The sequence below is a fragment of the Streptomyces sp. NPDC002386 genome, from assembly GCF_053593175.1.
Map to the genome: position 1 here is coordinate 786,690 of NZ_JBSFBX010000001.1, position 24,356 is coordinate 811,045.

27 protein-coding genes are annotated in these 24,356 nt (G+C 71.1%); 11 read left to right on the forward strand and 16 right to left on the reverse strand.

All coding sequences use genetic code 11. The features are described 5' to 3' along the window. The first annotated feature begins 667 nt into the window (after positions 1 to 667). The 4 genes from ACWCPN_RS03530 to ACWCPN_RS03545 are packed head-to-tail and all read left to right on the forward strand — an operon-like array spanning position 668 to position 3,988. Positions 668 to 1,468 (forward strand): ABC transporter permease, encoded by an 801-nt coding sequence (locus ACWCPN_RS03530; RefSeq protein ID WP_451202140.1) that lies wholly within the window; start codon positions 668 to 670, stop codon positions 1,466 to 1,468. A gap of 49 nt (positions 1,469 to 1,517) precedes the next feature. After that, positions 1,518 to 2,285 (forward strand): ABC transporter permease, encoded by a 768-nt coding sequence (locus tag ACWCPN_RS03535; RefSeq protein WP_365127101.1) that lies wholly within the window; start codon positions 1,518 to 1,520, stop codon positions 2,283 to 2,285. Next, entirely contained in the window at positions 2,282 to 3,250 is a 969-nt protein-coding gene (locus ACWCPN_RS03540; protein WP_365126908.1) for an ABC transporter ATP-binding protein, read from the forward strand. The genes ACWCPN_RS03535 and ACWCPN_RS03540 overlap by 4 nt, the downstream gene beginning before the upstream one ends. Before the next feature lie 9 nt (positions 3,251 to 3,259). Next, positions 3,260 to 3,988, forward strand: a complete 729-nt coding sequence (locus ACWCPN_RS03545; RefSeq protein ID WP_451202142.1) for a DUF1707 SHOCT-like domain-containing protein — start codon at positions 3,260 to 3,262, stop codon at positions 3,986 to 3,988. A gap of 87 nt (positions 3,989 to 4,075) precedes the next feature. Here the strand turns inward: ACWCPN_RS03545 and ACWCPN_RS03550 are convergent, their stop codons facing one another. The 3 genes from ACWCPN_RS03550 to ACWCPN_RS03560 form a co-directional block, all read right to left on the reverse strand. Continuing rightward, the gene (locus ACWCPN_RS03550; RefSeq protein ID WP_365126903.1) at positions 4,076 to 4,477 is read right to left on the reverse strand and encodes a prefoldin domain-containing protein; all 402 of its coding nucleotides are present in this window, start codon (positions 4,475 to 4,477) and stop codon (positions 4,076 to 4,078) included. Between the two features lie 125 nt (positions 4,478 to 4,602). Beyond that, positions 4,603 to 5,340, reverse strand: a complete 738-nt coding sequence (rph, locus tag ACWCPN_RS03555) for a ribonuclease PH (RefSeq protein WP_451202143.1) — start codon at positions 5,338 to 5,340, stop codon at positions 4,603 to 4,605. A gap of 77 nt (positions 5,341 to 5,417) precedes the next feature. Further along, on the reverse strand, positions 5,418 to 5,651 hold the full coding sequence (locus tag ACWCPN_RS03560; protein ID WP_199210715.1) for a glucose PTS transporter subunit EIIB: 234 nt from the start codon (positions 5,649 to 5,651) through the stop codon (positions 5,418 to 5,420). A gap of 220 nt (positions 5,652 to 5,871) precedes the next feature. On the opposite strand from ACWCPN_RS03560, the gene ACWCPN_RS03565 reads away from it, so the two are divergent. Together ACWCPN_RS03565 and ACWCPN_RS03570 are read left to right on the forward strand one after the other, a co-directional pair. Next, a complete protein-coding gene (locus ACWCPN_RS03565; protein ID WP_451202145.1) occupies positions 5,872 to 7,170 on the forward strand; it encodes a PTS transporter subunit EIIC in 1,299 nt (432 codons plus the stop codon). Between the two features lie 170 nt (positions 7,171 to 7,340). Beyond that, positions 7,341 to 8,606 carry a PTS transporter subunit EIIC gene (locus ACWCPN_RS03570; protein ID WP_365126901.1) on the forward strand — a complete coding sequence of 422 codons (1,266 nt, stop codon included), beginning with the start codon at positions 7,341 to 7,343 and terminating at the stop codon, positions 8,604 to 8,606. Between the two features lie 65 nt (positions 8,607 to 8,671). Here the strand turns inward: ACWCPN_RS03570 and ACWCPN_RS03575 are convergent, their stop codons facing one another. Further along, complete coding sequence (locus ACWCPN_RS03575; protein ID WP_451202147.1) at positions 8,672 to 9,424, reverse strand: MBL fold metallo-hydrolase; 753 nt, start codon at positions 9,422 to 9,424, stop codon at positions 8,672 to 8,674. 239 nt (positions 9,425 to 9,663) lie between these two features. On the opposite strand from ACWCPN_RS03575, the gene ACWCPN_RS03580 reads away from it, so the two are divergent. Continuing rightward, complete coding sequence (locus tag ACWCPN_RS03580) at positions 9,664 to 10,122, forward strand: type II toxin-antitoxin system PemK/MazF family toxin (RefSeq protein WP_199210719.1); 459 nt, start codon at positions 9,664 to 9,666, stop codon at positions 10,120 to 10,122. A gap of 14 nt (positions 10,123 to 10,136) precedes the next feature. On the opposite strand, the gene ACWCPN_RS03585 is transcribed toward ACWCPN_RS03580, so the two are convergent. The 8 genes from ACWCPN_RS03585 to clpS all read right to left on the reverse strand — a co-directional run bounded on the left by ACWCPN_RS03585 (position 10,137) and on the right by clpS (position 15,702). Continuing rightward, the gene (locus ACWCPN_RS03585) at positions 10,137 to 10,607 is read right to left on the reverse strand and encodes a hypothetical protein (protein ID WP_199210720.1); all 471 of its coding nucleotides are present in this window, start codon (positions 10,605 to 10,607) and stop codon (positions 10,137 to 10,139) included. A gap of 182 nt (positions 10,608 to 10,789) precedes the next feature. Beyond that, positions 10,790 to 11,740 carry a PLP-dependent cysteine synthase family protein gene (locus tag ACWCPN_RS03590; RefSeq protein ID WP_143638453.1) on the reverse strand — a complete coding sequence of 317 codons (951 nt, stop codon included), beginning with the start codon at positions 11,738 to 11,740 and terminating at the stop codon, positions 10,790 to 10,792. A 6-nt stretch (positions 11,741 to 11,746) separates the two neighbouring features. Next, positions 11,747 to 12,079 (reverse strand): MoaD/ThiS family protein, encoded by a 333-nt coding sequence (locus ACWCPN_RS03595; protein ID WP_451202149.1) that lies wholly within the window; start codon positions 12,077 to 12,079, stop codon positions 11,747 to 11,749. Positions 12,080 to 12,197: 118 nt separating this feature from the next. Next, positions 12,198 to 12,293: a putative leader peptide gene (locus ACWCPN_RS03600; protein ID WP_351665262.1), complete on the reverse strand. Its 96-nt coding sequence runs from the start codon at positions 12,291 to 12,293 to the stop codon at positions 12,198 to 12,200. Between the two features lie 146 nt (positions 12,294 to 12,439). Continuing rightward, the gene (locus ACWCPN_RS03605) at positions 12,440 to 12,862 is read right to left on the reverse strand and encodes a M67 family metallopeptidase (protein WP_359544293.1); all 423 of its coding nucleotides are present in this window, start codon (positions 12,860 to 12,862) and stop codon (positions 12,440 to 12,442) included. A 145-nt stretch (positions 12,863 to 13,007) separates the two neighbouring features. Further along, positions 13,008 to 14,426 carry an amino acid permease gene (locus ACWCPN_RS03610; protein ID WP_199210724.1) on the reverse strand — a complete coding sequence of 473 codons (1,419 nt, stop codon included), beginning with the start codon at positions 14,424 to 14,426 and terminating at the stop codon, positions 13,008 to 13,010. Positions 14,427 to 14,767: 341 nt separating this feature from the next. Then, on the reverse strand, positions 14,768 to 15,373 hold the full coding sequence (locus ACWCPN_RS03615) for a DUF2017 domain-containing protein (protein ID WP_451202152.1): 606 nt from the start codon (positions 15,371 to 15,373) through the stop codon (positions 14,768 to 14,770). A gap of 11 nt (positions 15,374 to 15,384) precedes the next feature. Next, positions 15,385 to 15,702 carry an ATP-dependent Clp protease adapter ClpS gene (gene clpS / locus ACWCPN_RS03620; RefSeq protein WP_199210726.1) on the reverse strand — a complete coding sequence of 106 codons (318 nt, stop codon included), beginning with the start codon at positions 15,700 to 15,702 and terminating at the stop codon, positions 15,385 to 15,387. A 56-nt stretch (positions 15,703 to 15,758) separates the two neighbouring features. Between clpS and ACWCPN_RS03625 the strand changes: the two genes are divergently transcribed. Together ACWCPN_RS03625 and ACWCPN_RS03630 are read left to right on the forward strand one after the other, a co-directional pair. Continuing rightward, the gene (locus ACWCPN_RS03625) at positions 15,759 to 17,105 is read left to right on the forward strand and encodes a nicotinate phosphoribosyltransferase (RefSeq protein WP_451202154.1); all 1,347 of its coding nucleotides are present in this window, start codon (positions 15,759 to 15,761) and stop codon (positions 17,103 to 17,105) included. A gap of 101 nt (positions 17,106 to 17,206) precedes the next feature. After that, positions 17,207 to 17,800 carry an isochorismatase family protein gene (locus tag ACWCPN_RS03630; protein WP_451202156.1) on the forward strand — a complete coding sequence of 198 codons (594 nt, stop codon included), beginning with the start codon at positions 17,207 to 17,209 and terminating at the stop codon, positions 17,798 to 17,800. A 31-nt stretch (positions 17,801 to 17,831) separates the two neighbouring features. Here the strand turns inward: ACWCPN_RS03630 and ACWCPN_RS03635 are convergent, their stop codons facing one another. Together ACWCPN_RS03635 and ACWCPN_RS03640 are read right to left on the reverse strand one after the other, a co-directional pair. Beyond that, entirely contained in the window at positions 17,832 to 18,170 is a 339-nt protein-coding gene (locus ACWCPN_RS03635; protein ID WP_451202158.1) for a hypothetical protein, read from the reverse strand. A gap of 121 nt (positions 18,171 to 18,291) precedes the next feature. Next, on the reverse strand, positions 18,292 to 20,646 hold the full coding sequence (locus ACWCPN_RS03640; protein ID WP_451202160.1) for an immune inhibitor A domain-containing protein: 2,355 nt from the start codon (positions 20,644 to 20,646) through the stop codon (positions 18,292 to 18,294). A 369-nt stretch (positions 20,647 to 21,015) separates the two neighbouring features. Here ACWCPN_RS03640 and ACWCPN_RS03645 point away from each other — a divergent pair, with 369 nt between their 5' ends. Then, the gene (locus ACWCPN_RS03645) at positions 21,016 to 21,252 is read left to right on the forward strand and encodes a hypothetical protein (RefSeq protein WP_451202162.1); all 237 of its coding nucleotides are present in this window, start codon (positions 21,016 to 21,018) and stop codon (positions 21,250 to 21,252) included. A 71-nt stretch (positions 21,253 to 21,323) separates the two neighbouring features. Here the strand turns inward: ACWCPN_RS03645 and ACWCPN_RS03650 are convergent, their stop codons facing one another. After that, on the reverse strand, positions 21,324 to 22,076 hold the full coding sequence (locus ACWCPN_RS03650; protein WP_451202164.1) for an RDD family protein: 753 nt from the start codon (positions 22,074 to 22,076) through the stop codon (positions 21,324 to 21,326). A gap of 118 nt (positions 22,077 to 22,194) precedes the next feature. Then, a complete protein-coding gene (locus ACWCPN_RS03655) occupies positions 22,195 to 23,703 on the reverse strand; it encodes an RDD family protein (RefSeq protein ID WP_451202166.1) in 1,509 nt (502 codons plus the stop codon). A 233-nt stretch (positions 23,704 to 23,936) separates the two neighbouring features. Here ACWCPN_RS03655 and ACWCPN_RS03660 point away from each other — a divergent pair, with 233 nt between their 5' ends. Beyond that, entirely contained in the window at positions 23,937 to 24,350 is a 414-nt protein-coding gene (locus tag ACWCPN_RS03660) for an SsgA family sporulation/cell division regulator (protein ID WP_199210731.1), read from the forward strand. The last annotated feature ends 6 nt before the right edge of the window (positions 24,351 to 24,356 follow it).

Below are 24,356 nucleotides of genomic sequence, written 5' to 3' on the forward strand. Positions count from 1 at the left end.
CCTCCGCGCCCTCCGGCTTTCCGGGCTCACGCGACTGTCCCGCCTGCTGGGCGGGCAGGCCGCCCTGCGGCTCACGGGGCGCCCCGGCCCCGGTGCCTCCGTCGCCCGCGCGGCCGGCCCGTCCCATCTGGGCGGCCAGCGCCGCGCGGCGGGCCCGAGCGGCCTGGTCCACGCCGGCACCCGGCGACGGCTTACCGCCCGAGGTGCCGTCGGCCGGCGACGCGGCCCGCTCCTCGCGGCCGGTCCGGCCCGGCCCGGCGGCCGAACCGTCCCGGCCCCGGTTCCGTCCCTGGCCCTGGTCCGGTCCCGGGCGGTCCTCGCTGCTGCCCCGGTCCCGGTCGTCACCGTCTCCGGGTCGGGTGTCCCCGGCGGCCTCACCGGATCGTGCGGGCCCTGCAGCCGGCAGCGGTTGTCCCGGTGCCCCGCCCTTGGTCGGCTGCTGCGGCTGCGGCTCGTCGCTCATGTCGTGCACGGACTCCTGTTTCGCGTCGTACGTTTCCCGTACGCCTCGTACGCCTTCTGTGCCCCAAGTTTGAAGACTCTCGCACCTGGCGATCCGTTCCCGGATTACGGCACGCTTCCGGCACGAAAATGTGTCGCCGGTCCCCGGACCGCCGGACTAGGCTCCTGCGCTTCGGTGTCGAGCGGTCCGGGGAGGTTGACTGACGTGGGCGCGGGACGGTTGTACGCCGCTGTCGCGACGGGGGGATTCAGACGGTACGCGACGTATCGGGCGGCCACTGCGGCAGGGGTGTTCACCAACACGGTCTTCGGGCTGATCCTCGTCTACACGTATCTGGCCCTGTGGGAGCAGAAGCCGCACCTCGGCGGCTACGACCAGGCCCAGGCCGTCACGTTCGTCTGGCTGGGACAGGCCCTGTACGCGACGCTCGCGATCCAGGGGGGCGGCTTCGAGACCGAGTTCATGGAACGCATCCGTACGGGTGAGGTCGCGATCGACCTGTACCGGCCGGTCGACCTGCAAGTGTGGTGGCTGGCGAACGATTTGGGGCGGGCGCTGTTCCAGCTGCTCGGGCGCGGGGTGATCCCGTTCACCTTCGGGGCACTGGTCTTCCCGACGGCGCTGCCCGGCGATCTGGGGACGTGGCTGGCGTTCCTGGTCTCGGTCGCACTCGCGATGATCGTCAGCTTCGGGATCCGCTACCTGGTGGCGCTGACCGGGTTCTGGCTGATGGACGGCACGGGTGCCCTGCAGGTGCTGATGGTGACCGGCATCTTCTGCTCGGGGATGACCCTGCCGCTGAACGCCTTCCCCGGCACGCTCGGCGAGGTCGTACGGGCGCTGCCGTGGGCGGCGCAGGTCCAGGTGCCGGCGGACGTGCTGATGGGGACGGCCGACCCGCTGCCGTCGTTCCTCTTCCAGGCGGCGTGGGCGGTGGTGCTGCTGACGGTGGGACGGCTGGTGCAGACGGCGGCGGCCCGGCGGGTGGTGGTCCAGGGTGGGTGAGTACAGGCCACTGGCCGAGGGGGTGCGCGCCTACCGGCTGATCGCCGGGATGTGGATCCGCTCCACGCTGACCTACCGGGCGTCCTTCGCGCTGACCGCGTTCGGCGGGCTGGTCGTGACCGGCCTCGACTTCGTGACGATCATGCTGATGTTCTCCCGGGTCGACGTCCTCGGCGGCTACTCGCTGCCCGAGACCGCGTTCCTGTACGGGCTGTCGGCGACGTCCTTCGGGATCGCGGACCTGGTGATCGGTTCCGCGGACCGGCTGGGCCGCCGGGTGCGCGACGGCACCCTCGACACCCTGCTGGTGCGGCCCGCGCCGGTGCTGGCGCAGGTCGCCGCCGACCGGTTCGCGCTGCGCCGGGTCGGCCGGATCGCCCAGGGAGCGCTGGTGCTGGGTTACGCGCTCGTCGCCTCGGACATCGCCTGGACACCGGTCAAGGCGCTGATGGTGCCGGGGATGCTGGTCTGCGGCGGGGTGATCTTCTCCGCAGTGTTCGTGGCGGGGGCGGCCTTCCAGTTCGTGGCGCAGGACGCGTCCGAGGTGCAGCACGCGTTCACCTACGGCGGCCAGACGCTGCTGCAGTACCCGCCGACGGTGTTCGGCAAGGAGCTGGTGCGGGGGGTGACCTTCATGTTCCCGCTGGCCTTCGTCAACTGGGTGCCGGCCGCCTACGTGCTGGGGCGGCCGTATCCCCTGGGCGGGCTGCCGCAGTGGGCGGCCTTCGCGCCGCCGCTGGTGGCGGCGGTGTGCTGCGCGGCGGCGGGGCTGGCGTGGCGGGCGGGCCTTCGGTCGTATCGGAGTACAGGGAGTTGACGGTGGACGCGTTCATCGAGGTGGACAGGGTCGAGAAGGTCTTCGAGGTGCGCCGGAAGACCGGGTTCATGAAGCGGGAGCGGCGCCTGGTGCGGGCGGTGGACTCGCTCTCGTTCACCGTGGCGCGCGGCGAGATGGTCGGGTACATCGGCCCGAACGGAGCCGGGAAGTCGACGACGATCAAGATGCTGACCGGGATCCTCATGCCGAGCGCCGGCCGGCTGCGGGTGGCGGGGATCGACCCGTCGCGGGAGCGGACCCGGCTGGCGCACCGGATCGGTGTGGTGTTCGGGCAGCGCACGACGCTGTGGTGGGACCTGCCGCTGATCGACTCCTACCGGCTGGCGCACCGCATGTACCGGATCCCGGACGCCCGTTACCGGGAGAACCTGGACCGCTGTGTCGAACTGCTGGAGCTGGGCGACCTGCTGGACGTGCCGGTGCGGCAGCTGTCGCTGGGGCAGCGGATGCGCGGGGACATCGCGGCGGCCCTGCTGCACGATCCGGAGGTGCTGTACCTGGACGAGCCGACGATCGGTCTGGACGTGGTGTCCAAGGCCAAGGTGCGGGGCTTCCTGAAGGAGCTGAACGCCGGGGGCGGCACGACGGTGCTGCTGACGACGCACGACCTGCAGGACATCGAGCAGTTGTGCTCGCGGGTGATGGTGATCGACCACGGGCGGCTGATGTACGACGGCGCCCTGGCCGGGCTGCACGAGGCCGGCGAGGGTGAGCGGACGCTGGTGGTGGACCTGGAACGGGAGTTGCCGCCGATCGAGGCGCCGTCGTGCCGGGTGGTGCGGGTGGCGGGGCCGCGGCAGTGGCTGGCGTTCCCGGCCGGGCAGTCGGCGGCGCCGCTGGTGGCGCACATCGCGGCCGAGTACCCGCTGGTGGACCTGTCGGTGCGGGAGCCGGACATCGAGGCGGTCATCGCGAAGATGTACGCCGAGAAGGCGGTCTCGTAGGCTGCTGCCATGACCGACGACGCAAGTCCGGACCTCCGGGCGTCCGACGCCGACCGTGAACGGGTGGCCGAGGTCCTGCGGGACGCCCTCGCCGAAGGGCGCCTGGACATGGGGGAGTTCGAGGAGCGGTTGGAGGCGACGTACCAGGCGCGCACCTACGGTGAGCTGACGCCGATCACCCGCGATCTGCCGGCCGGCGGCGCGGCGGCGCCCGCTCCCGTCTCCTTCTCGAAGGCGCCCGCGGAGCGGGTTGGCTGGGCGGGCCGGATCGTCGGGGGCGAGGGTTCCCCGACGGGCGCCTTCGCGGTGCTGTCGGGCTTCGAGCGCAGGGGCCGCTGGACGGTGCCGAAGCGGTTCAACTGCTTCGCGTTCATGGGCGGCGGCGAGATCGACCTCAGGGAGGCGGACTTCGCCGACCGCGAGGTGGAGATCAACTGCGTGGCGATCATGGGCGGGGTGCAGGTGATCGTGCCGCCGGGCGTCGAGGTGATCGTGCGGGGCATCGGCGTGATGGGCGGCTTCGAGCACCCGAGGGAGGACGGTCCGCCGGAGCCGGGCGCCCCGCGGGTCGTCATCGGCGGCTTCGCCTTCTGGGGCGGGGTGGGCGTCGAGCGCAAGGTGACCCGGGCCGAGCGCCGGCGGCTGAAGGAGCAGCGCAGGCAGGAGCGGCTGGAGCGCAAGGGGACCCGGCACGAACTGCACCGGGCGCGCCGCGAAGATCGGGGAGACGCCCCCTAGGGCCTGGCCGGCGGCTCGGGCGGGCGACGGACGCCGGTCCGGGCGCGGGGGCGCTGAGCGTGCTCCCCCGGCCCCGGCGGTCCGCGGCTACGAGGTGCAGACCTTGGTCAGTTCGCCCGCGGCGTCCGTGACGGGGCTGACGTCGGGGGCGTGGTCGCCGTTCGCGATGGCGGTACGGACGTTGCCGACGGCCTTGGAGAGGTCGTCGACCGCCTTGTTGACGTCGGCGTCGTCGGTCTTGTCGCCGATCTTGTCCAGGTTCTTCTCGATGGAGTCGAGGGAGGCGTCGGCCTGGGTGGGGTCGTCGCCGGCGTTCTCCACGGCCTGCTGGAGGTCGGTGACGCTGTCGGCGATGGAGTCGGCGGTCTGCACGCAGTCCAGGGCCTTGGTCACGGCGTCGCAGCCGGTGGTGAGGCCGGCGGTGAGCGCGGCGGTCGCTAGTGCGGCGGCGACGGCGGTGAGCCGGCTTCGGCGTCGGCTGGCGGCCATGGTGTGGGTCCCTCCCCTGGTCCGGCTGGCCGGGCGCACGGTGGTGGACCGCGCGCCCGTACCCATACGGACGCCGGGAAGGATGCGGGGGTTGCCCCCGGGTACCGGCTTTTTTGGCGGTCCCTTTACTCTGCGAGGGTGGCCGCCAGGGCGTCCCGCTGGGCCGCCGCGAGCCGGCCGCAGCCGGCCACGGCGAGGTCGAGCAGGGCGTTGAGCTCGTCGCGGGCGAAGGGCTCGGCCTCGGCGGTGCCCTGGACCTCGACGAAGCGGCCGTCGCCGGTGCAGACGACGTTCATGTCGGTCTCGGCGCGCACGTCCTCCTCGTAGCAGAGGTCGAGCAGGGGCACGCCGCCGACGATGCCGACGGAGACGGCGCTGACGGTTCCGGTGAGCGGCTGCCGGCCGGCCTTGACCAGCTTGCGTCCCTGGGCCCAGGCGACGGCGTCGGCCAGGGCGACGTAGGCGCCGGTGATGGCGGCGGTCCGGGTGCCGCCGTCGGCCTGGAGGACGTCGCAGTCGAGGACGATGGTGTTCTCGCCGAGCGCCTTGTAGTCGATGACGGCGCGCAGGGAGCGGCCGATGAGCCGGGAGATCTCGTGGGTGCGGCCGCCGATCCGGCCCTTGACGGACTCGCGGTCGCCGCGGGTGTTGGTGGCGCGGGGCAGCATGGAGTACTCCGCGGTGACCCAGCCCTCGCCGCTGCCCTTGCGCCAGCGCGGGACGCCTTCGGTGACCGAGGCGGTGCAGAAGACCTTCGTGTCGCCGAAGGAGACGAGGACGGAGCCCTCGGCGTGCTTGCTCCAGCCGCGTTCGATGGTGACCGGGCGGAGCTGTTCGGGGGTGCGGCCGTCGATTCGAGACATGCGGACGAGCCTAGCCGTACGCGCGGAAGGGGCTCCTCCCGCCTCGGGAAGTGCCCCTTCCAGGTGAACCGGGAGGCTCACATCATGTCTTCGATCTCCGCGGCGATCGGGTCGGCGTCGGTGCCGATGACGACCTGGATGGCGGTGCCCATCTTGACGACGCCGTGGGCGCCGGCGGCCTTCAGGGCGGTGTCGTCGACGAGCGAGGGGTCGGAGACCTCGGTGCGGAGCCGGGTGATGCAGCCCTCGATCTCCTCGATGTTCTCGATGCCGCCGAGGCCGGCGACGATCTTCTCAGCCTTGCTGGCCATGTTGCTTCTCCCTGATCCGAACCGCTTTGTCGCAGTAACCCACAGTTGGCCCATCTTCGCGAGCGGCCGTGCGGTACGTGCCCAATGATGGCGATCACCACAGCGGAACCGTCCGCGACTGGTCTACACCACCTGGGGGACGGTAGCCAAACCGGCTTGTGTGCCGAGGGGTTCGGCGCCGGGCCGGTGTCCGAGGCCGAGGGGTTCAGGGAGGACGCCGATGAGCGCCGACAGCTCCGAGAACACGGCCGGCCCCGCGCGCGTCCGGCTGCACCGGCTGTACCAGGGCCTGCAGAAGATGGGGCGCAGTCTGCAACTGCCGATCGCGGTGCTGCCGGCCGCGGGCCTCCTGATCGGGCTGGCCCAGCCGGGCGTGGTCGGCGAGGGCGGCCTCGGCTGGACCGCGGTCTCCAAGGTGATGCTGGGCGCGGGCGGGGCGCTGCTCGACGGCTCGCTGGGGCTGCCGCTGCTGTTCTGCGTGGGTGTGGCGATCGGCATGGCCAAGAAGGCCGACGGCTCGACGGCGCTCGCGGCGGTGGCGGGCTTCCTCGTCTACTACGGCGTGCTGCACGAGTTCCCGGAGGACTGCCCCGCCGGCTCGAAGGCGGTCGAGCACGTCGGCTGCCAGGTGACGGACGGATCGGTGACGGCCTTCACCTTCCAGAACCCGGGGGTCTTCGGCGGCATCGTGATGGGCCTGCTGGCCGCCTTCTTCTGGGCCCGCTTCCACCGCACCCGGCTGGTGGACTGGCTGGGCTTCTTCAACGGCCGCCGGCTGGTGCCGATCATCATGTCGTTCGTGGCCATCCTCTTCGCGGGTCTGTGCCTGTGGGTCTGGCCGCCGGTCGGCAGCGGCCTGGAGAGCTTCAGCCACTGGCTGCGCGAGGCGGGGCCGTGGGGCGCCGGGCTGTTCGGTGTCGCCAACCGGGCGCTGCTGGTGATCGGGCTGCACCAGTTCCTGAACGTGCCCCTGTGGTTCCAGTTCGGCAGCTACACCAAGCCGGACGGCACGGTGGTGCACGGCGACATCAACATGTTCCTGTCGGGCGACCCGAACGCGGGGCAGTTCACCTCGGGGTTCTTCCCGATCATGATGTTCGCGCTGCCGGCGGCGGCGCTGGCCATCACACACTGCGCGCGGCCGGAGCGGCGCAAGGAGGTCGGCGGGCTGATGCTGTCGGTGGCGCTGACGTCGTTCGTGACGGGCATCACCGAGCCGATCGAGTACTCCTTCCTCTTCGTCGCGCCGGCGCTGTACGCGATCCACGCGGTGCTGACGGGGGTCTCGATGGCTGTGACGTGGGCGCTGGGCGTGCACGACGGCTTCGCCTTCTCGGCGGGCCTGATCGACTACGTCATCAACTGGCACCTGGCGAGGAAGCCGTGGCTCGTCATCCCGATCGGCCTGTGCTTCGCGGCGGTCTACTACGCGGTCTTCCGTTTCGCGATCACCAGGTTCGACCTGAGGACACCGGGGCGGGAGCGGGCGGAGGAGGTGGAGGACGTCACCAAGGCATAGGCGCCCGTGAGGGGCACGGCGAGTAGCGCGACGGTAACGGGAATCGCGGGTTCCTTACACCGCCTTCATCGTGCTACAACAGGTCTACACCACTGAGTGGTGTAGACCAGAGACGCCGCCGTCCTCCCTCCCCCACGCACGGGCGGCGCCATGCCCACATGGAGGAAGTTGTGACCACGGCCAGCGCCGCTCCCGCGGCCGAGAAGAAGAAGGGCGCCGGCGCGATGGCTGTGCTGCAGCGCATCGGCCGCAGCCTCATGCTGCCGGTGGCGGTCCTGCCGGCCGCCGCCCTCCTGGTGCGTCTCGGCAACACCGACATGCTGGGACGCCCGTCGTTCCCCACGTTCCTGACCAAGATAGCCGGGTTCATGGCCGCCGGCGGGAACGCGATCCTCGACAACATGGCGCTGCTGTTCGCCGTGGGCATCGCCATCGGCTTCGCCAAGAAGTCGGACGGCTCGACGGCGCTCGCGGCGGTCGTCGGCTACCTGGTCTTCAAGAACGTGCTCGGCACGTTCACCGACAAGAACCTGCCGAAGGTGGCGACCGCCGTCGACGGCAAGGTCGTCATGACGGACGCCCCGGTGGACGCCAAGGTCCTCGGCGGTGTGGTGATGGGCATCGTGGTCGCCCTGATCTACCAGCGCTTCTACCGCACCAAGCTGCCCGACTGGGCGGGCTTCTTCGGCGGCCGCCGCCTGGTCCCGATCCTGTCGGCCTTCGCCGGTCTGATCCTCGGCATCGTGTTCGGCTACATCTGGCCGGTCCTCGGCACGGGTCTGCACAACTTCGGTGAGTGGCTGGTGGGGTCGGGCGCGGTCGGCGCCGGCATCTTCGGTGTGGCCAACCGCGCGCTGATCCCGATCGGCATGCACCACCTGCTCAACTCCTTCCCCTGGTTCCAGGCCGGCGACTACCACGGCAAGAGCGGCGACATCGCCCGCTTCCTGGCCGGCGACCCGTCCGCCGGACAGTTCATGACCGGCTTCTTCCCGATCATGATGTTCGGCCTCCCGGCGGCCTGCCTGGCCATCGTGCACTGCGCCCGTCCGGAGCGCCGCAAGGTCGTCGGCGGCATGATGTTCTCGATCGCGCTGACCTCGTTCGTGACCGGCGTGACCGAGCCGATCGAGTTCACCTTCATGTTCATCGCGCCGGTCCTGTACGCCATCCACGCGGTCCTCACCGGCGTCTCGCTGGCGCTGACCTGGGCGCTGGGCATGAAGGACGGATTCGGGTTCTCGGCGGGCGTGGTCGACTTCGGCCTGAACCTGGGCATCGCGACCAACCCCTGGGGCCTGGTCCTGGTCGGCCTGTGCTTCGCGGTCGTCTACTACGTGATCTTCCGCTTCGCGATCATCAGGTTCAACCTGCCGACGCCGGGCCGCGAGTCCGACGAGGAGCTGGCGGAACTGCAGAAGGCGGAGGCCAAGTAGCCTCCCCCGCACGACGAAGACCCCCGGAGCCACGGCTCCGGGGGCCTCTTCGTGTGCGCCGGGGGTCAGATCTCGTACGTCGTCCCCGGTGCCGCCAGGTCCACCCGGCCGGGGAAGACCTCGCGGGCGTGGGCCGCGTTGAGCTGGGGGTCGGTCCAGGGCGGGATGTGGGTGAGGACCAGGTGGCGGGCGTTCGCGCGGGCCGCCGTCTCTCCGGCCTCGCGGCCGTTGAGGTGCAGGTCCGGGATGTCTTCCTTGCCGTACGTGAACGCGGCCTCGCACAGGAACAGGTCCGCGTCCCGGGCCAGCTCGTCCAGCGTCCCGGTGACACCCGTATCGCCGGAGTACGTCAGCACCCTGCCGCCGTGCTCGATCCGGATCCCGTACGCCTCCACGGGGTGCCGCACCCGGTCGGTGTGCACGGTGAACGGGCCGATCTCGAACGTGGACGGCTTGACCGTGTGGAAGTCGAACACCTCGCTCATGGAGGAGGCGGAAGGGGTGTCGGCGTAGGCCGTGGTCAGGCGGTGCTCGGTGCCCTCGGGGCCGTAGACCGGTATCGGGGCGCAGCGGCCGCCGTCGAAGCGGTAGTAGCGCGCGACGAAGTAGGCGCACATGTCGATGCAGTGGTCGACGTGCAGATGGCTCAGGAAGATCGCGTCGAGGTCGTAGAGACCGCAATGGCGCTGCAGCTCGCCCAGGGCGCCGTTGCCCATGTCGAGGAGCAGCCGGAAGCCGTCGGCCTCGACGAGGTAGCTCGAGCAGGCCGATTCCGCGGAGGGGAACGACCCCGAGCAGCCGACGACGGTGAGCTTCATGAAGCAGAAACCTCCGTTGGCGAAAGACGGCGGGCGGGGAGCCGGCACAACGGGCCGGGGCATGGCGAAGGGGGGTCGTGCGGTCCGTCGAGCGTAAGGCGCAAAAGCGCGGGTCGCTCCTCCGCCAGGGGCCGTTGTGGGCGAACTCACCTGTGCTGTCACCGGTTCGGCTGGTCCGGGAGCGCATAAGTACAGAGGAGGGCGCGCGTTGCCGGGCGCGCGCCGGTAACGTCGTCCTCATGGACACGTCCTGGTGGCTGGCGCTCGCGGCGGTCGTACTGCTCGCACTGGTCGCCACGCTCGTCGACGGTTGGGGGCGGGGCCGGCGGCCCGGCGGACGCAGGCTGCGGCCGCCCGGACGCCCGGGCCCCCGGGACCGGGCCCTGACGCGCCCGCACCCCGGGGACATCTGGTGGGCGAACGTGCCCTACGAGGACCGGGCGGAGTCCAAGGACCGCCCCTGCCTGGTGCTGGCCGTGCGCGGCAACCGGGCCACGGTCGCGAAGATCACCAGCAAGTACCACGACGAGCGGGCCGGGGTGATCCCGCTGCCGCCCGGCGCGGTCGGCGACGCGCACGGGCGGCCCAGCTTCCTGCAGACGGATGAGCTGCGGGAGGTGCCGGTGGGCGACTTCCGGCGCCGGGTGGGCGTGGTCGACCCGGTCCTGTGGGACCAGGTCCGCCACCTCGCGGGCTGAGCGGGGGCGTACGGCTACTGGCGGACCGTCACCGTGACCGCCCACTCCTGGACGCCCTTGCAGGAGACCTGGCCGGAGGCCGTGGGCTCGGGGCACATGGGCCGGGAGGACGTCAGTTTCGTGGTGCCGGCGGCCTTCGCCCGGTAGGCGGCGGTGGCGTCGCCGGGCTGGATGACGAAGCCCGAGTTGATCGCCTCCAGGGCGGGGCCGCTCGCCGCGACCGGCTTCCAGGGGCGGTCCTTGGTCCCGTCGAGGGTGAGCCGCAGCTCACCGCCCTTGGTCAGGCAAACGGTGTGGCCGTTGTCGGCGGCGGTCAGCTCCGCGTGGGAGACACAGGTACCGGAGGACGGTGAGCCGCTCGCCGACGGCGACACCTTGCCGCTGCCGCCCCCGGTGTCGTCCCCGCCGTCCCCACCGCTCTGTGAGCCGCAGCCCGCGAGGAGCAGCGCGGCTGCCGCGAGGGCGAGGGTCGTCGTTCGACGCATGGGGTCCGCCTTTCGTCCGTGGCCGGCCGTCCGGCCGCTGTTACGGATGTGACGTACCACCGGCGCGGACGGATCCCGCATACGGAGGGCGAAATTCCCCGCACGGCGGGGAGACCTGGGGCCTGTCTGACCATTCCCGTCGTCCGCCCTGAGCGCGGCAGGCGCGAATGGCCGGACAGCCCTCAGGCCCAGAGCTGGCCGTGCAGGGTCTCGATGGCCTCTTCGGTGGTGGCGGCGGTGTAGACGCCGGTGGAGAGGTACTTCCAGCCGCCGTCGGCCACGACGAAGACGATGTCGGCGCTCTCGCCGGCCTTGACGGCCTTCCTGCCGACGCCGATCGCCGCGTGCAGGGCGGCGCCGGTGGAGACACCCGCGAAAATGCCCTCCTGCTGGAGGAGTTCACGGGTGCGGGTGACGGCGTCGGCGGAGCCGACCGAGAAGCGGGTGGTGAGGACCGAGGCGTCGTACAGCTCGGGGACGAAGCCCTCGTCGAGGTTGCGCAGGCCGTAGACCAGGTCGTCGTAGCGCGGTTCGGCGGCGACGATCTTCACGTCCGGCTTGTGCTCGCGCAGGTAGCGGCCGACGCCCATGAGGGTGCCGGTGGTGCCGAGGCCCGCGACGAAGTGGGTGACGGAGGGCAGGTCGGCGAGGATCTCCGGGCCGGTCGTGGCGTAGTGGGCGCCCGCGTTGTCCGGGTTGCCGTACTGGTAGAGCATCACCCAGTCGGGGTGCTCGGCGGAGAGCTCCTTGGCGACGCGCACGGCGGTGTTGGAGCCGCCCGCGGCCGGGGAGGAGATGATCTCGGCGCCCCACATGCCGAGCAGGTCACGACGTTCCTGCGAGGTGTTCTCCGGCATCACGCACACCATGCGGTAGCCCTTGAGCTTGGCGGCCATGGCGAGGGAGATGCCGGTGTTGCCCGAGGTGGGCTCGAGGATGGTGCAGCCGGGGGTCAGCCTGCCGTCCTTCTCCGCCTGCTCGATCATGTGCAGGGCGGGACGGTCCTTGACCGAGCCGGTCGGGTTGCGGTCCTCCAGCTTGGCCCAGATCCGGACGTCGTCCGACGGCGAGAGCCGCGGCAGGCGCACCAGAGGGGTGTTGCCCACCGCGGCCAGCGGGGAGTCGTAGCGCATGGGGGATCAGACCGTTCCCGCCCGCCGCCCGACCGCCACCCCGGTCGGACGCGGCTCCGCCGCGGCGGAACCTCCGGCGACCGCCGGCAGGATCGTCACGCTGTCGCCGTCGGCCAGCTTGGTGGAGATGCCGTCGAGGAAGCGCACGTCCTCGTCGTTCAGGTAGACGTTCACGAACCGGCGGAGCTGCTCGCCGTCCACGATGCGGGCCTGGATGCCCGGGTGCCGGGACTCGAGGTCGGCGAAGAGCTCGGTGAGGGTGTCCCCGGTGCCCTCCACGGCCTTCTGGCCGTCGGTGTACGTGCGGAGGATGGTCGGGATGCGGACCTCGATGGCCATGGCGTCAGGGCTCCTGTCGGAATGAGTCAGGTCGGTGGGCGCGACAGCGCGGGCGTCTCGTGTACGCGGGGTGGGACGCCGTCGGCTCACGGCCGTACGGCGGCAGGGGGGTGGTGCGTCAACAGATGGCGCTGGCCAGCCTGCACAGGTCGACGTGCAGCCGCGCCACGAGCAGCATGCCCGGCGTCTTGTCGCTCACGTCTCGGATAACCATGAGGTCATCGTATCGATTCCCGCCCCCGCTCTCGGAGTGTCGTCCCACACTTCGGAAGGTCGCCGGCCACTGGCTGAGACTTCCGAGATCAGCGCGCCGTTCGGGGTGGCTTCGGGCGCACCCGGAGGGACCTGCCGGCACGTCGGTCAGTACGCCTGCACGACCTTGACCTCCTCCTCCGTGACCTCGCCGTCGAGGATGCGGAAGGAGCGGAACTGGAAGTCGCCGAGGCCGTCGGTGTCGGCGGTGGAGACGAGGACGTAGTGGGCGCCGGGCTCGTTGGCGTAGCCGATGTCGGTGCGGGAGGGGTAGGCCTCGGTCGCGGTGTGGGAGTGGTAGATGATCACCGGCTCCTCGTCGCGGTCGTCCATCTCGCGGTAGAGCTTGAGCAGGTCCTGCGAGTCGAACTCGTAGAACGTGGGCGAGCGGGCCGCGTTCAGCATCGGGATGAAGCGCTCGGGGCGGCCGGCGCCCACCGGCCCCGCGACGACGCCGCACGCCTCGTCGGGGTGGTCCTCGCGGGCGTGGGCGACGATCTGGTCGTACAGGGCCTGGGTGATGGTCAGCATGGGGGTCAGGATAAGCAGAGGGGCCGCTCCGTACCGAGGTGTGGTACGGAGCGGCCCACATGCTGGACGCCCTGAGCGGTGGCCGCCGGGACTGCCACGAGTACCCCCGGCGGCCGGACGTCCTGAGGGAAGGTTTCCGCGGTGGTCAGCCGACCTTCTCGTACGCCTGCTCGTCGCGGTCCGCGATCTGCGGGGTACGGGTCTTCAGGACCATCCAGCCGACGCCGAGCGCGACCGCCCAGCCCGCCATCACGTACAGGCAGACGCGGGAGTCGGCGTCGTACGCGATCAGACCGGTGACGAAGAGCAGGAACGCGATGGCGATGTACGAGCACACCGCGCCGCCCGGCGCCGGGAAGGAGGAGGCGGGCAGCCGGCCCGCGTCGACCGCGCGGCGGTAGAGGACGTGGCTGACCAGGATCATCAGCCAGGTCCAGATGCCGGCCGCGGTGGCGACGGAGGTGACGTAGCCGAAGGCCTTCTCCGGGACGACGTAGTTGAGGACCACGCCGATACCCATGAACAGCATCGAGACGGTGATGCCGAGCGCGGGGGTCTTGGTGGCCGACAGCTTCGCGAAGACGCGCGGGGCCTCACCGTTGTCGGCGAGGGTGCGCAGCATGCGGCCGGTCGAGTACATGCCCGAGTTGCAGGAGGACAGGGCCGCGGTGAGCACCACGAAGTTGACGATGCCGGCGCCGGCCGGGATGCCGATGACGGCGAACGCCTTCACGAACGGGCTGACGCCCTCGGCGAACTCGGTCCACTTGACCACGCACAGGATGACCGTGAGGGCACCCACGTAGAACAGGGCGATGCGCCACGGCAGGGTGTTGATCGCCTTCGGGAGGGTCTTCTCCGGGTTCTCCGACTCGCCCGCGGTGACGCCGACCAGCTCGACGGCGAGGTAGGCGAACATCACGCCCTGCAGGGTCATCAGCGACGAGCCGACACCCTTGGGGAAGAAGCCGTCGAACTGCCAGAGGTTCGCCACGTGCGCGGTGTCACCGGCGGCGCTGAAGCCGAAGGTGAGCACGCCGAGGCCGATCACGATCATGCCGATCAGGGCGGTGACCTTGACCATGGAGAACCAGAACTCGATCTCGCCGAACAGCTTGACCGAGATCAGGTTGGCCACGAACAGGACCACGAGGAAGACCAGTGCCGTGACCCACTGCGGGACGGCCGGGAACCAGTAGTTGACGTAGATGGCGGCGGCCGTCAGCTCGGCCATGCCGGTGACCACCCACATCAGCCAGTACGTCCAGCCGGTGAAGTAGCCGAAGAACGGGCCGAGGAACTCGCGGGAGTACTCGGCGAAGGAGCCGGAGACGGGGCGGTAGAGCAGCAGCTCGCCCAGGGCCCGCATGATGAAGAAGATGATCACGCCGGCGAGGGCGTACATGAGGATGAGGCTGGGACCGGCCTTGGCGATGTTCGCCCCGGCGCCCAGGAACAGGCCGACGCCGATGGCGCCGCCGATGGCGATCATCTGGACCTGACGGCTGCCGAGCCCGCGCTCGTACCCCTCTTCGGGGGTTTCGGTGACCCTCTCGGAGGCCATGTGTGGTGCGCCTTTCTCCATGCCGACCCGGGCCTTTCGTCGGCCTCGGATCGGGTTTCGATCCCCCCGGATTGATGGAGCTGGGCCGGGCTCAGGGAGCCCGCCCGTGCCTGGCCGGCGGTTGCCGGCTCGGTGGCGCACCCGGCCGGACATGGGTGGTGTCGGCCGGGCGGTCGTGAAGATTTATCACGGCCGCAATATCGGGCACAGGAGGCGGTTGTGACGCACCACACAGGGAGAAGCGGACAAAGAGCGCCCTAATGCGTGAAAACCGGCCACATTGGTGACGCGATCGTTATCCGGATTTGAGTGTTCTTTGAGCGAACACGAAATCGGGACGATCAAAGCATCAAGGTCGTCACGAGCGTCTCCTGGAGCCCGCCCAGCCACAGATAGGCCATCACCATCGGCTTGCGCGGGTCCTCGTCCGGCAGCCGGTAGAGCAGCTCGGTGTCGTCCTCGTCGGTGATCTCCAGCCGGGCGCCGATTGCCAGCCGGAGGTCGTTGAGGGCGCCGAGCCACCAGCGGGACTCCTCCGGGGACAGCTTGAGGACCGCCCCGCCCTCGTCCGAGGCGTTCAGCGCGTCCAGGGTGCGGATCACCGCGAGCGCGTTCTCCCGCTTGCCGGCGCGCAGGTCGTTCTCGGTGTAGCGGCGGAACTCGGCGGAGTGCGCCTGCCGCTCCTCCGCCTCGGCCCGCGACGCGGGCTCCCGCTCGGGGTCGCCGTAGGCGTCGGGGAAGAGCCTTCTGAGGACCGGGTCCGCGGGCGGCTCGCTCGGCCCGTCGGCGAACAGCCCGGCCAGCGGGTCGGCGCCGGCGTCCTCGGCTGGGCCGGGACCGATGAGCTCCAGGAGCTGCACGGCCAGCGACCGGATGATGGAGATCTCGACAACGTCGAGCGCGACGGCCGCGCCGCCACCGGGAATCGGTTCGAAGGTTCCGGGCATGGAGGGGATCGCTACTTCCGGTCCTGCTGGAGGGTGGCCCACAGTCCGTAGCCGTGCATCGCCTGCACGTCGCGTTCCATCTCCTCGCGGCTACCGCTGGAGACGACCGCCCGGCCCTTGTGGTGGACGTCGAGCATGAGCTTGGTGGCCTTGTCCTTCGGGTAGCCGAAGTAGCTCTGGAAGACGTAGGTCACGTAGCTCATGAGGTTGACCGGGTCGTTGTGCACGATCGTGACCCAGGGGACGTCGGGCTCGGGTACGGCGAAGACCTCCTCCGCCGACTCGGTGCGTTCGATCTCTACGGGCGCGGGTGACGTCACACCGCCCATGCTGCCACGGGCGACAGTATTCGTCACACTGACGAAATGGGGGTAGCATCCCAGTCATGAACACAGCGGACCTTGGGCTGCCGGTGGACGTTCCCTCGACGGCGCTCTTCACGGACCAGTACGAGCTGACGATGCTGCAGGCCGCCCTGAAGGCCGGTACGGCCGAGCGGCGCAGCGTCTTCGAGGTCTTCACCCGGCGGCTGCCCCACGGGCGCCGTTACGGCGTGGTGGCGGGCACCGGGCGGGTGCTGGACGCGATCGAGAACTTCCGCTTCGACGAGGGCGTCATCGGCTTCCTGCGGGAACGCGGGATCGTCGACGAGGAGACCCTGAAGTGGCTCGCCGGCTACCGCTTCAGTGGTGACGTGTGGGGCTACCCCGAGGGGGAGGTGTACTTCCCGGGCTCGCCGATCCTGCGGGTCGAGGGCTCCTTCGCCGAGTGCGTGCTGCTGGAGACCGTGATCCTGTCCATCCTCAACCACGACTCGGCGATCGCGGCCGCCGCGTCCAGGATGGCCTCCGCCGCCGGCGACCGGCCGCTGATCGAGATGGGTGCCCGCCGCACCCACGAGCTGGCCGCCGTGGCCGCCTCCCGGGCCGCGTACGTCGGCGGCTTCGCGACCACCTCCGACCTCGCGGCCGGCTTCCGGTACGGCATCCCGACCGTCGGCACCTCCGCGCACGCCTTCACCCTGCTGCACGACCGGGAGCGGGACGCCTTCCAGGCCCAGGTGGAGTCCCTCGGCCGGGGCACCACGCTCCTGGTGGACACCTACGACGTCGCCGAGGCCGTCCGCACGGCGGTGGAGGTGGCCGGTCCCGAGCTGGGGGCGGTGCGCATCGACTCCGGGGACCTGCTGCTGGTCGCGCACCGGGTACGGCACCAGCTCGACGAGCTGGGCGCCACCGGCACGAAGATCGTCGTCACCTCCGACCTGGACGAGTACGCGATCGCCTCGCTCGCGGCGGCGCCCGTGGACGCGTACGGCGTCGGCACCCAGCTCGTGACCGGCTCCGGGCACCCGACCTGCTCGATGGTCTACAAGCTGGTCGCACGGGCCGACTCCGCCGACCCGGCGGCGCCGATGGTGCCGGTGGCGAAGAAGTCCAGCGGGGGCAAGGTCTCCGTGGGCGGCCGCAAGTGGGCGGCGCGCAGGCTGGACCGGGACGGCGTCGCGGAGGCCGAGGTCGTGGGCACCGGACCGGTCCCCGACGAGCTGGCCGGACAGCAGCTCCTGGTGCGGCTGGTCGAGGACGGCGACGTCGTCGCCCGCGAGCCGCTGGACGTGACCCGCGACCGGCACATCGCGGCGCGCGCCGCCCTGCCGCTGTCCGCGACGCAGCTCTCCCGGGGCGAGCCCGTCCTCCCGACGGAGTACGCGCAGGGCCTCTCGGGTAGCTAAAGCAGGACGCCCGCCGCTCCCCCGCCCGTCGGCCCCCTCCCGCGGGGACCGTGAAGTCTCTAGGCTCAGTTACTCAACCGGACAGTCGAAGGACACCCACCATGCGCCGCGCCTTGATCGTCGTAGACGTGCAGAACGACTTCTGCGAGGGAGGCAGCCTGGCGGTGGCCGGCGGCGCCGACGTGGCCGCCGCCGTCACCGAGCTGATCGGGCAGGCGGGGGGCACCGGGTACCGCCATGTGGTGGCCACCCGTGACCACCACATCGCCCCGGGCGGCCATTTCGCCGACGACCCCGACTTCGTCCACTCCTGGCCCGCGCACTGCGTCGCGGGCACCGAGGGGGTCGGCTTCCACCCGAACTTCGCGCCGGCCGTCGCCTCCGGGGCGGTGGACGCCGTGTTCGACAAGGGCGCGTACTCGGCGGCCTACAGCGGCTTCGAGGGGGCCGACGAGAACGGCGTCCCGCTGGCCGAGTGGCTGCGCGCCCGGCACATCGACGAGGTGGACGTGGTCGGCATAGCCACCGACCACTGCGTACGGGCCACCGCGCTGGACGCGCTCCGCGAGGGTTTCCGCACGCAGATCCTCCTCGACCTGACCGCGGGCGTGGCCCCGCAGACGACGGAGCGGGCCCTGGAGGAGCTGCGCGAGGCCGGCGTGGAGCTGACCGGCAAGCCGGTGGTCGGCGGCTAGCCCGCCCCCGTCCGCCGCCCGGCCGGGGTGCTCAGCCGCGCTGGGCCACCGCCGGCGCGCGCAGCAGGGCACGGATCGGGTGCCACAGCTCGGTCACGGTGACACCGTTGTCCGGTGCCGTGCGCCATATCAGGCCGTCGGGGTGGTGCAGCACCGCCGTGATCTCGTCGGGGGTCGGCGGGGCGGTGTTGCCCCGCAGGTAGATCGCGCGCAGACCCAGGTTGCGGAGCCTGGTCAGGGCTCGTGCGCGGTTCTGGGCGTGCACCAGGACGCGTACCCCGGCGGAGCCGCCGGCCGGGTCGGGTCTGGGCAGGTTGAGTGCCACCACCACCGTGCCGTTCGGCAGTTTGCTGAAGCCTCCTGCGGCCATGCGGTCACATCCCCGTTTCCGTCGGTGTCAATAAGCGAGCCACAGGACGCACCTAAACACGATCGGCGGCGACCCGCCAGGGGGTCACCGCCGATACGCTTCTGACCTGCGGATATATCCGCTACTTCACCGCCGGGCCGACCTCGAGCTCGAACGTCGTGCCGCCGTGGCTCTGCTTGACGATCTTGATCTTGGTGTTGGTGTCAGTGATCTTGACACCGCCGGTCGGGTTCGACGCGTCGTAGTAGGTGCTGGTGTGGTCGTTGAAGACCGGCACACCCTTCTGCGACTTGATCTTGAGGGCCTTGTCGGCCTTGTGCAGCGTGATGCCGTCCGTGGCGTCCAGGCCGAACGTCGAGTCGTAGGCCTGGATCCGGTTGCGGAGCAGCGTGCCGTCGGACCACTTGAGCGCCTTGTAGTGCGCGTCCACGGGCAGGATCAGACCGGTGCCCGGGTGGCCGTTGACGTTGGTGTTGTTGTCCGCCTGGGAGGTGTCCCACTTCCAGATCAGCAGGCCGTTCTGGTACGGGTAGTGCTCCACCCAGTCCGGGCGCGACGAGAAGCCGAAGTTGTACGGGCCGACCTTGAGGGTCTTGTCGTACGAGACGTACTGGCGGTTCTCGGCGAGGTAGTACTGCTTGTAGTCCTTGGTGAAGGACGCGCCGACGCGGGAGAAGCCGTTGGCGGTCCAAGCGGCGTCCGCGGACTCGGCGTTGTCGGAGAACACCGGCGTGCCGTCGGCCGTCACCGTGATCTCGTCGGCCGTGAAGCCCTTCAGGGCCACACCGCCGTCGGTCTGGTAGCGGAAGCGCAGCTGCACCTTCTGGCCGGCGTAGGCGTCCAGCGAGTACGACAGCTTCTTGTAGCTGTCGACCGTGCCGGTCAGGGCCGGCTTGCCGGAGGCGTCACGCGGGATGGCCTGGCCGTCCACCGTGCCGTCGATGGCGGTCCAGTTGGCGCCACCGTCGGTCGACACCTCGGTGTAGAGGTAGTCGTACTCGGACTCGATGTCGTACCAGCCGTCGAGCGACAGGGTGGCCGACGTCTTGCCCGTGAGGTCCACGGAGCGGGTCAGCGTGTTCTTGAGGTCGTCGCCGCTGCCGCTCCACCACTGGGTGGCGCCCTCGGCCGGGGTGACGATCTCGGTCTTCACGGCCTTGTTCGGCAGCGAGACGACCAGCGCCTGGCGGTACTTGGTGTTGTACTCCGCGACGCCCAGCTTGTGCCAGGACTTGACGCCCGCCTTGGCGGTGTCGTAGTTCAGCCAGCCCAGCTGCAGCTTGTCCCAGGCGTTCATGTCGCCGGGCATGTCGCCGATGGACTCCTTGCCGGTGCCCAGCCAGGAACCGGAGGACATCAGCGTCCAGAAGCCGGTGGAGTTGTCGCCGCCGGCGGTGTCGTACTCGTCCGGCAGACCGAGGTCGTGGCCGTACTCGTGGGCGAAGACACCGAGGCCGCCGTTCTCCGGCTGGATGGTGTAGTCGCCGACCCAGACACCGGTGTCGCCGACCTGCGTGCCGCCGAGCTTGTTGTCGCTGGGGCCGGTGGCGCCGGCGTCGGTGCCGAAGGCGTACCAGCGGTGCGCCCAGATGGCGTCCGTGCCCTGGGCGCCGCCGCCCGCGGACTCGTCCTCACCGGCGTGCACGAGCTGGAAGTGGTCGACGTAGCCGTCGGGCTCGTTGAAGTTGCCGTCGCCGTCGAAGTCGTAGCGGTCCCACTGGTCGTACTTGGCCAGGTCCGCCTTGATGGCGGCGTCGGACTTGCCGGCCTTCTTCTGGTCGGCGACCCAGGCGTTGAGGCCGTCGCGGACGACGTTCCACACGCTGGAGCAGTTGGTCTGGCCGCAGGCGTTGTTGCCGTAACGGGCCTCGTTGTACGGGACCTTGACCCAGTCCGAGACCTCGCCGTCGACCGAGTAGCGGCCCGAGGACTGCTTCTCGTAGTACTTCTTCAGCGACTCCGTCTTCGAGCCGGTGCCGAAGTAGAGGTTCTGGAAGTGCTTCTGGTTGTAGTCCTGCTGCCAGGCCGTCGAGTTGTCCTTCTTGCGGTCCGGCTTGGCGATCTTGTTGTGCAGCGGACCGGCGGTGCCCCCGTACTTGGGGTCCGTCTGGTCGCCGAACTCCACCAGGATGGTGAAGATCTTGTCGGTCTTCTCCCGGCTCAGCTCGACGTACTTGCTGTCGCCCTTCTTGCTCTTGAGCTGGACGACCTTCGAGCCGTTGCGGTCCTTGGCCTTCGCCTTGCCCGCAATGATCTGGTTCAGGGCCTCCTGACGCTGGGCGCGCTGCGTCTTGCTCAGCGGGCCGTCCAGGTCGTGGGCCTTCTGCTTCACCGGGGCCGGGTCGTGCCGGTTCGCGGCTGCCGACGGGGCCTGGGTGCTCGCCTCGGCGACCGCGAAGGTCGCGTAGGTGGCGGAGGCCGTCGCGAGCGCCACACCTATGGCGGCTGCTCTGAACGTCCAGGGTCTGCTGGTCACTTGAGTTCCTCCCCCGCGCCGCGCGCACGGACAGGGGGTTCCCATTTGATGGAGAGTTCCGTGCGCGCACGTTCAACGCGTGTATCAAGTGACGTCATTTGACTAGAGGTTTAGAAGAAAAAACAGACCTTGACTTGAGCAGGACAAGTGCACTATGCGGAGACGAGGTTCGCTTTGCGAACGTCCGCGGGCGTCGTTCGACGGGCGCGCGGGACCGTCCGCTTCCGGGGCCCCATGACTCCGTGCGCCCCCTGTGCACCGGTACCGTGGGTTAGGTCATGCTTACCGGGCGCGCTGCTCGGGCATGCACCGCGAAGAGAGTCGAACGGCACCCCGAATCCCCCGAGATGTTCCGAGGACACGATTGCCATGCCTCGTCCGACCGCCGCACAGCTCGCCTACGGTTCGTGCACCGTGATCCTGTCGACACTCGCCATGCTGTTGCTGTCGCAGGCGAGTTCGGGCCTCGCGATCGCCTTCATCGCGCTGGCCGCGCTCGCCCTGGGGCTGCTCGTCGCGATGACGGTGCCCCTGCCCGGGGCGCGCGGCGACGTGGCGCCCGCCGAGCCGGCGCGGAAGAGCGAGCGGGTCCCGACCACGCTCTGAACGGCGCACACGTGAGCGGCGGGTCCGTGGCCGTCCACGGACCCGCCGCCGTCGTACGAGCACCCCGCGCCTCAGCGGGTGTCGACCTCCACCGTCTTGGCGGCCTTGTCGTGCAGGCCCTGTTTGTACGGCTTGTCGAAGTAGCTCCAGCCGCCGCAGATCACCGTCCAGACGCAGGCGCAGCAGAAGGCGAACGGCAGCCACAGCACCAGGGCGCGGATCAGCGAGGTCTGCGTCGAGGGCGTGGCGCCGTCGTTCAGGTTGGCCACCCGCATCTTGAGCCACCTCTTGCCGAGGGTCTGCCCCGACTTGGCGATCAGGATCGTGTCGTAGGCGACGTAGAGCACGGCGGCGACGAAGGACTGCCAGAGGGACCGGCCGACCTCCATCCGGTTCCCGTTCACGTCGTACTGGTGCACCCCCAGGGGCCAGGTGACCAGCCAGACGACGATGCCCACGAGGATCATGTCGATGATGCGGGCGAGGGTGCGCCTGCCGCTGTCGGCGAGCGGGGGCATGCCGGCGAGGGGGTCGGCGGGGCCGCCGTACGGGCCGCCGCCGTAGGGGCCGCCGGCACCGTGGGGCCCTGCGTCGTAGGGGCCGCCCGCGCCGTAGGGCCCGCCCCCGTAGGGGCCGCCGCCACCGGGGGGTTCGCCCCCGCCGTAGGGGGGCGGCTGCTGCCCTCCGCCGGGCGGCGGGGGCTGCCGGTCGCCGTACGGGCTGTCGTACGGCGAGCCCGCCCCCTGGTCCGACGGGGGCCGCTTCCTGAACGGGTCGTCCTCAGGGGGCTCCGCTCCGGAGCCGGGGGGCGGTTCACTGCTCATGTGCCCGAGTGGACCGCGAACGGACCGGCGCCGCATCCGGCGGGCGGCCGTACGGGTGACGGGGGCCTCGCCGGTCCGCTTCGGGCCGCGCCGGTCCGCGTGGGTCCGGTCGGTCCGGTCAGTCCGCGACGAAGGTATGGGCCGCCTTGTCGTGCCAGCACTGGCGCCAGGGCCGGTCGAACAGGCACCAGAGCACACCGAGCAGGCCGATGCCGAGCAGACCGGGAACGCTGTAGACCAGCCAGCGGCGCAGGGCCGCGCCGAACCCCGGCGGTTCGTGGCCCTCGATGTCCCGGACCTCGATCCCGCACAGCTTCTTGCCCAGCGTGCGGCCCCACTTGGCGGTGGGCAGCGCCTCGTACAGCACGCCGAAGACCAGCAGGACGCCGAGGACGATGCCGAGCGCGGTGCCGGTCGTGCCGTCGATCAGCCAGACGGTGACGGTGCGCCCGGACAGTCTGGCCGCGTCGATCTTGTCCTGGATGTGGTCGGCGGCCTGGGTGCCGAGCGGCACGGCGGCGGCCGCGGTGACGGCGCCGAGGACCAGGTTGTCGATCAGACGCGCGGCGAACCGCTTGCCGAGGCCGGCCGGGCGGGCGGCGGCCTGCCGGCGGGCCGCCGCCTGGAACAGGTCCTCGACCGGCGGCTTCCAGGGCGCCACGGGCTGCTCGTCCGCTCCCCCGGCCAACCGGTGCACCTGCTGCGCCCAGGACGCCTGCCCCCCACCGGGCCCGGCGGTCAGCGGGGTACCGGAACCGCCGGGCCGGCGGGGTGCCGACTGCTGGGGCACGGCCTGCTGCGGCGCGGCCGGCTGGGCCGCGGCCTGCTGCGGTACGGCAGGAGCCGCGGCCGCCGGGGCCTGGGGCGCTTGCGGGGCCGGCGCCGAAGCCGCCCGCGCGGCGGCGGCCTTCCCGGCGCCGAAGCCGGGTCCCCCGGCCGGGCCCTGCGCACCCGTGCCGGCGGCGCCTCCCGGCCCCGCCTGCGGCGCCCCGGCCGGACCCTGGCCGCCGAAGCCCCCGGAGGCCGGGTCGCCGGAACCCGTGGCGGCCGGGCCGAAACCGGGGGCGCCCGAGGTGCCGGCCGCATCGCCCGTCTCCGGGCCGGAGGCCGCGGGCGCGCCGGACGACGGCCGTCCCTGGGCCGGGTTCTGCCCCTGGCCGGGGACCTGGCGGAACGTCATGGTGCCGGAGTCCCGGACGGCCGCGGGGCCCGGCACCGGACGGCGGAAGATGAAGGTGCCGCCGGGGTCCGGCTCGTCCTCGGCCGGCGGGATCGACGCCGTGCCGTCGGTACGGGCGGCGTGCCCGGCCGGCTGGGACGGGGTGTCCGCGGGGAGCCTCGGGTCGGCGCCCCACGCGGACGCCTGCCGCTGGTCGGGCCGCTCGGCGGCGGGCGCCGGCTGCGGGTCCTCGTCGAAGAAGTGCGGGCCCGTCTCCTCCACGGCCGGGACCGACTGCTGGAACCCGGGCGGCGGGTTGAGCGGTTCGCCGTCCCGCGGCGCCGGCCGGCTGGTGCCCGGCACCCAGGAGGCGCCGTTCCAGTACCGGACGTAGCCGGGGATGGACGGGTCCGGGTAGTAGCCCTCGCGGGGCCTGTCGTCACCGGGGGCCGGGGTTGGGGCGCTCATGTCCGTCGTCCCGTATCTGCTCGGGGGTGGTAAGGGGCTCCACATCTATCAGACCGGGGCATGCCGCACCGCCAGTCCCGCCGTACCCACCCCTTTCCGGGCAACGCCGTCCACGGATCGCGCACGCGGCCGGAGAAACTTCCCCGAACCCGCGTAATGGCCGCGCCCCTGCCCCCTCTCCCCCGGTACGGGCCCGTTCGAAGCGGCCCCGGAGGAGAGAGGAAACACAGGTCATGCAGCAGACCGTGGTGGAACGGGAGCTGGAGATCCAGCTCGTCCTGTCGACCGAGCGGAGCGTCCCGGTACCGGCCCGGCTGGGCTACCGGTCCGACGACCCCTACGCCGTGCACCTCACCTTCCACACCACCTCCGAGCACCCCGTCGAGTGGACGTTCGCCCGGGAGCTCCTGGTGGAGGGGGTGTTCCGGCCGTGCGGGCACGGGGACGTGCGGGTGTGGCCGACGAAGGCCGAGGGCCGCGGCGTCGTCCTGATCGCACTGAGTTCACCGGACGGCGACGCCCTGCTGGAGCTGCCGGCCACACCGGTGTCCGCCTGGCTGGAGCGGACGCTGCGGGCGGTGCCGCCGGGCACCGAGGACGAGCGGCTGGGCATCGACGAGGCGCTCGACGAGCTGCTCGCCGGGTGACGCCCG

Coding starts and splice junctions, on each gene's coding strand:
- ACWCPN_RS03535 (WP_365127101.1), top strand. CDS start 1,518: ATGTGGATCCGCTCCACGCTGACCTACCGGGCGTCCTTCGCGCTGACC.
- ACWCPN_RS03545 (WP_451202142.1), top strand. CDS start 3,260: ATGACCGACGACGCAAGTCCGGACCTCCGGGCGTCCGACGCCGACCGT.
- ACWCPN_RS03550 (WP_365126903.1), bottom strand. CDS start 4,477: ATGGCCGCCAGCCGACGCCGAAGCCGGCTCACCGCCGTCGCCGCCGCA.
- rph (WP_451202143.1), bottom strand. CDS start 5,340: ATGTCTCGAATCGACGGCCGCACCCCCGAACAGCTCCGCCCGGTCACC.
- ACWCPN_RS03560 (WP_199210715.1), bottom strand. CDS start 5,651: ATGGCCAGCAAGGCTGAGAAGATCGTCGCCGGCCTCGGCGGCATCGAG.
- ACWCPN_RS03565 (WP_451202145.1), top strand. CDS start 5,872: ATGAGCGCCGACAGCTCCGAGAACACGGCCGGCCCCGCGCGCGTCCGG.
- ACWCPN_RS03575 (WP_451202147.1), bottom strand. CDS start 9,424: ATGAAGCTCACCGTCGTCGGCTGCTCGGGGTCGTTCCCCTCCGCGGAA.
- ACWCPN_RS03580 (WP_199210719.1), top strand. CDS start 9,664: ATGGACACGTCCTGGTGGCTGGCGCTCGCGGCGGTCGTACTGCTCGCA.
- ACWCPN_RS03585 (WP_199210720.1), bottom strand. CDS start 10,607: ATGCGTCGAACGACGACCCTCGCCCTCGCGGCAGCCGCGCTGCTCCTC.
- ACWCPN_RS03590 (WP_143638453.1), bottom strand. CDS start 11,740: ATGCGCTACGACTCCCCGCTGGCCGCGGTGGGCAACACCCCTCTGGTG.
- ACWCPN_RS03595 (WP_451202149.1), bottom strand. CDS start 12,079: ATGGCCATCGAGGTCCGCATCCCGACCATCCTCCGCACGTACACCGAC.
- ACWCPN_RS03600 (WP_351665262.1), bottom strand. CDS start 12,293: ATGGTTATCCGAGACGTGAGCGACAAGACGCCGGGCATGCTGCTCGTG.
- ACWCPN_RS03605 (WP_359544293.1), bottom strand. CDS start 12,862: ATGCTGACCATCACCCAGGCCCTGTACGACCAGATCGTCGCCCACGCC.
- ACWCPN_RS03610 (WP_199210724.1), bottom strand. CDS start 14,426: ATGGCCTCCGAGAGGGTCACCGAAACCCCCGAAGAGGGGTACGAGCGC.
- ACWCPN_RS03615 (WP_451202152.1), bottom strand. CDS start 15,373: ATGCCCGGAACCTTCGAACCGATTCCCGGTGGCGGCGCGGCCGTCGCG.
- clpS (WP_199210726.1), bottom strand. CDS start 15,702: ATGGGCGGTGTGACGTCACCCGCGCCCGTAGAGATCGAACGCACCGAG.
- ACWCPN_RS03625 (WP_451202154.1), top strand. CDS start 15,759: ATGAACACAGCGGACCTTGGGCTGCCGGTGGACGTTCCCTCGACGGCG.
- ACWCPN_RS03630 (WP_451202156.1), top strand. CDS start 17,207: ATGCGCCGCGCCTTGATCGTCGTAGACGTGCAGAACGACTTCTGCGAG.
- ACWCPN_RS03635 (WP_451202158.1), bottom strand. CDS start 18,170: ATGGCCGCAGGAGGCTTCAGCAAACTGCCGAACGGCACGGTGGTGGTG.
- ACWCPN_RS03645 (WP_451202162.1), top strand. CDS start 21,016: ATGCCTCGTCCGACCGCCGCACAGCTCGCCTACGGTTCGTGCACCGTG.
- ACWCPN_RS03650 (WP_451202164.1), bottom strand. CDS start 22,076: ATGAGCAGTGAACCGCCCCCCGGCTCCGGAGCGGAGCCCCCTGAGGAC.
- ACWCPN_RS03655 (WP_451202166.1), bottom strand. CDS start 23,703: ATGAGCGCCCCAACCCCGGCCCCCGGTGACGACAGGCCCCGCGAGGGC.
- ACWCPN_RS03660 (WP_199210731.1), top strand. CDS start 23,937: ATGCAGCAGACCGTGGTGGAACGGGAGCTGGAGATCCAGCTCGTCCTG.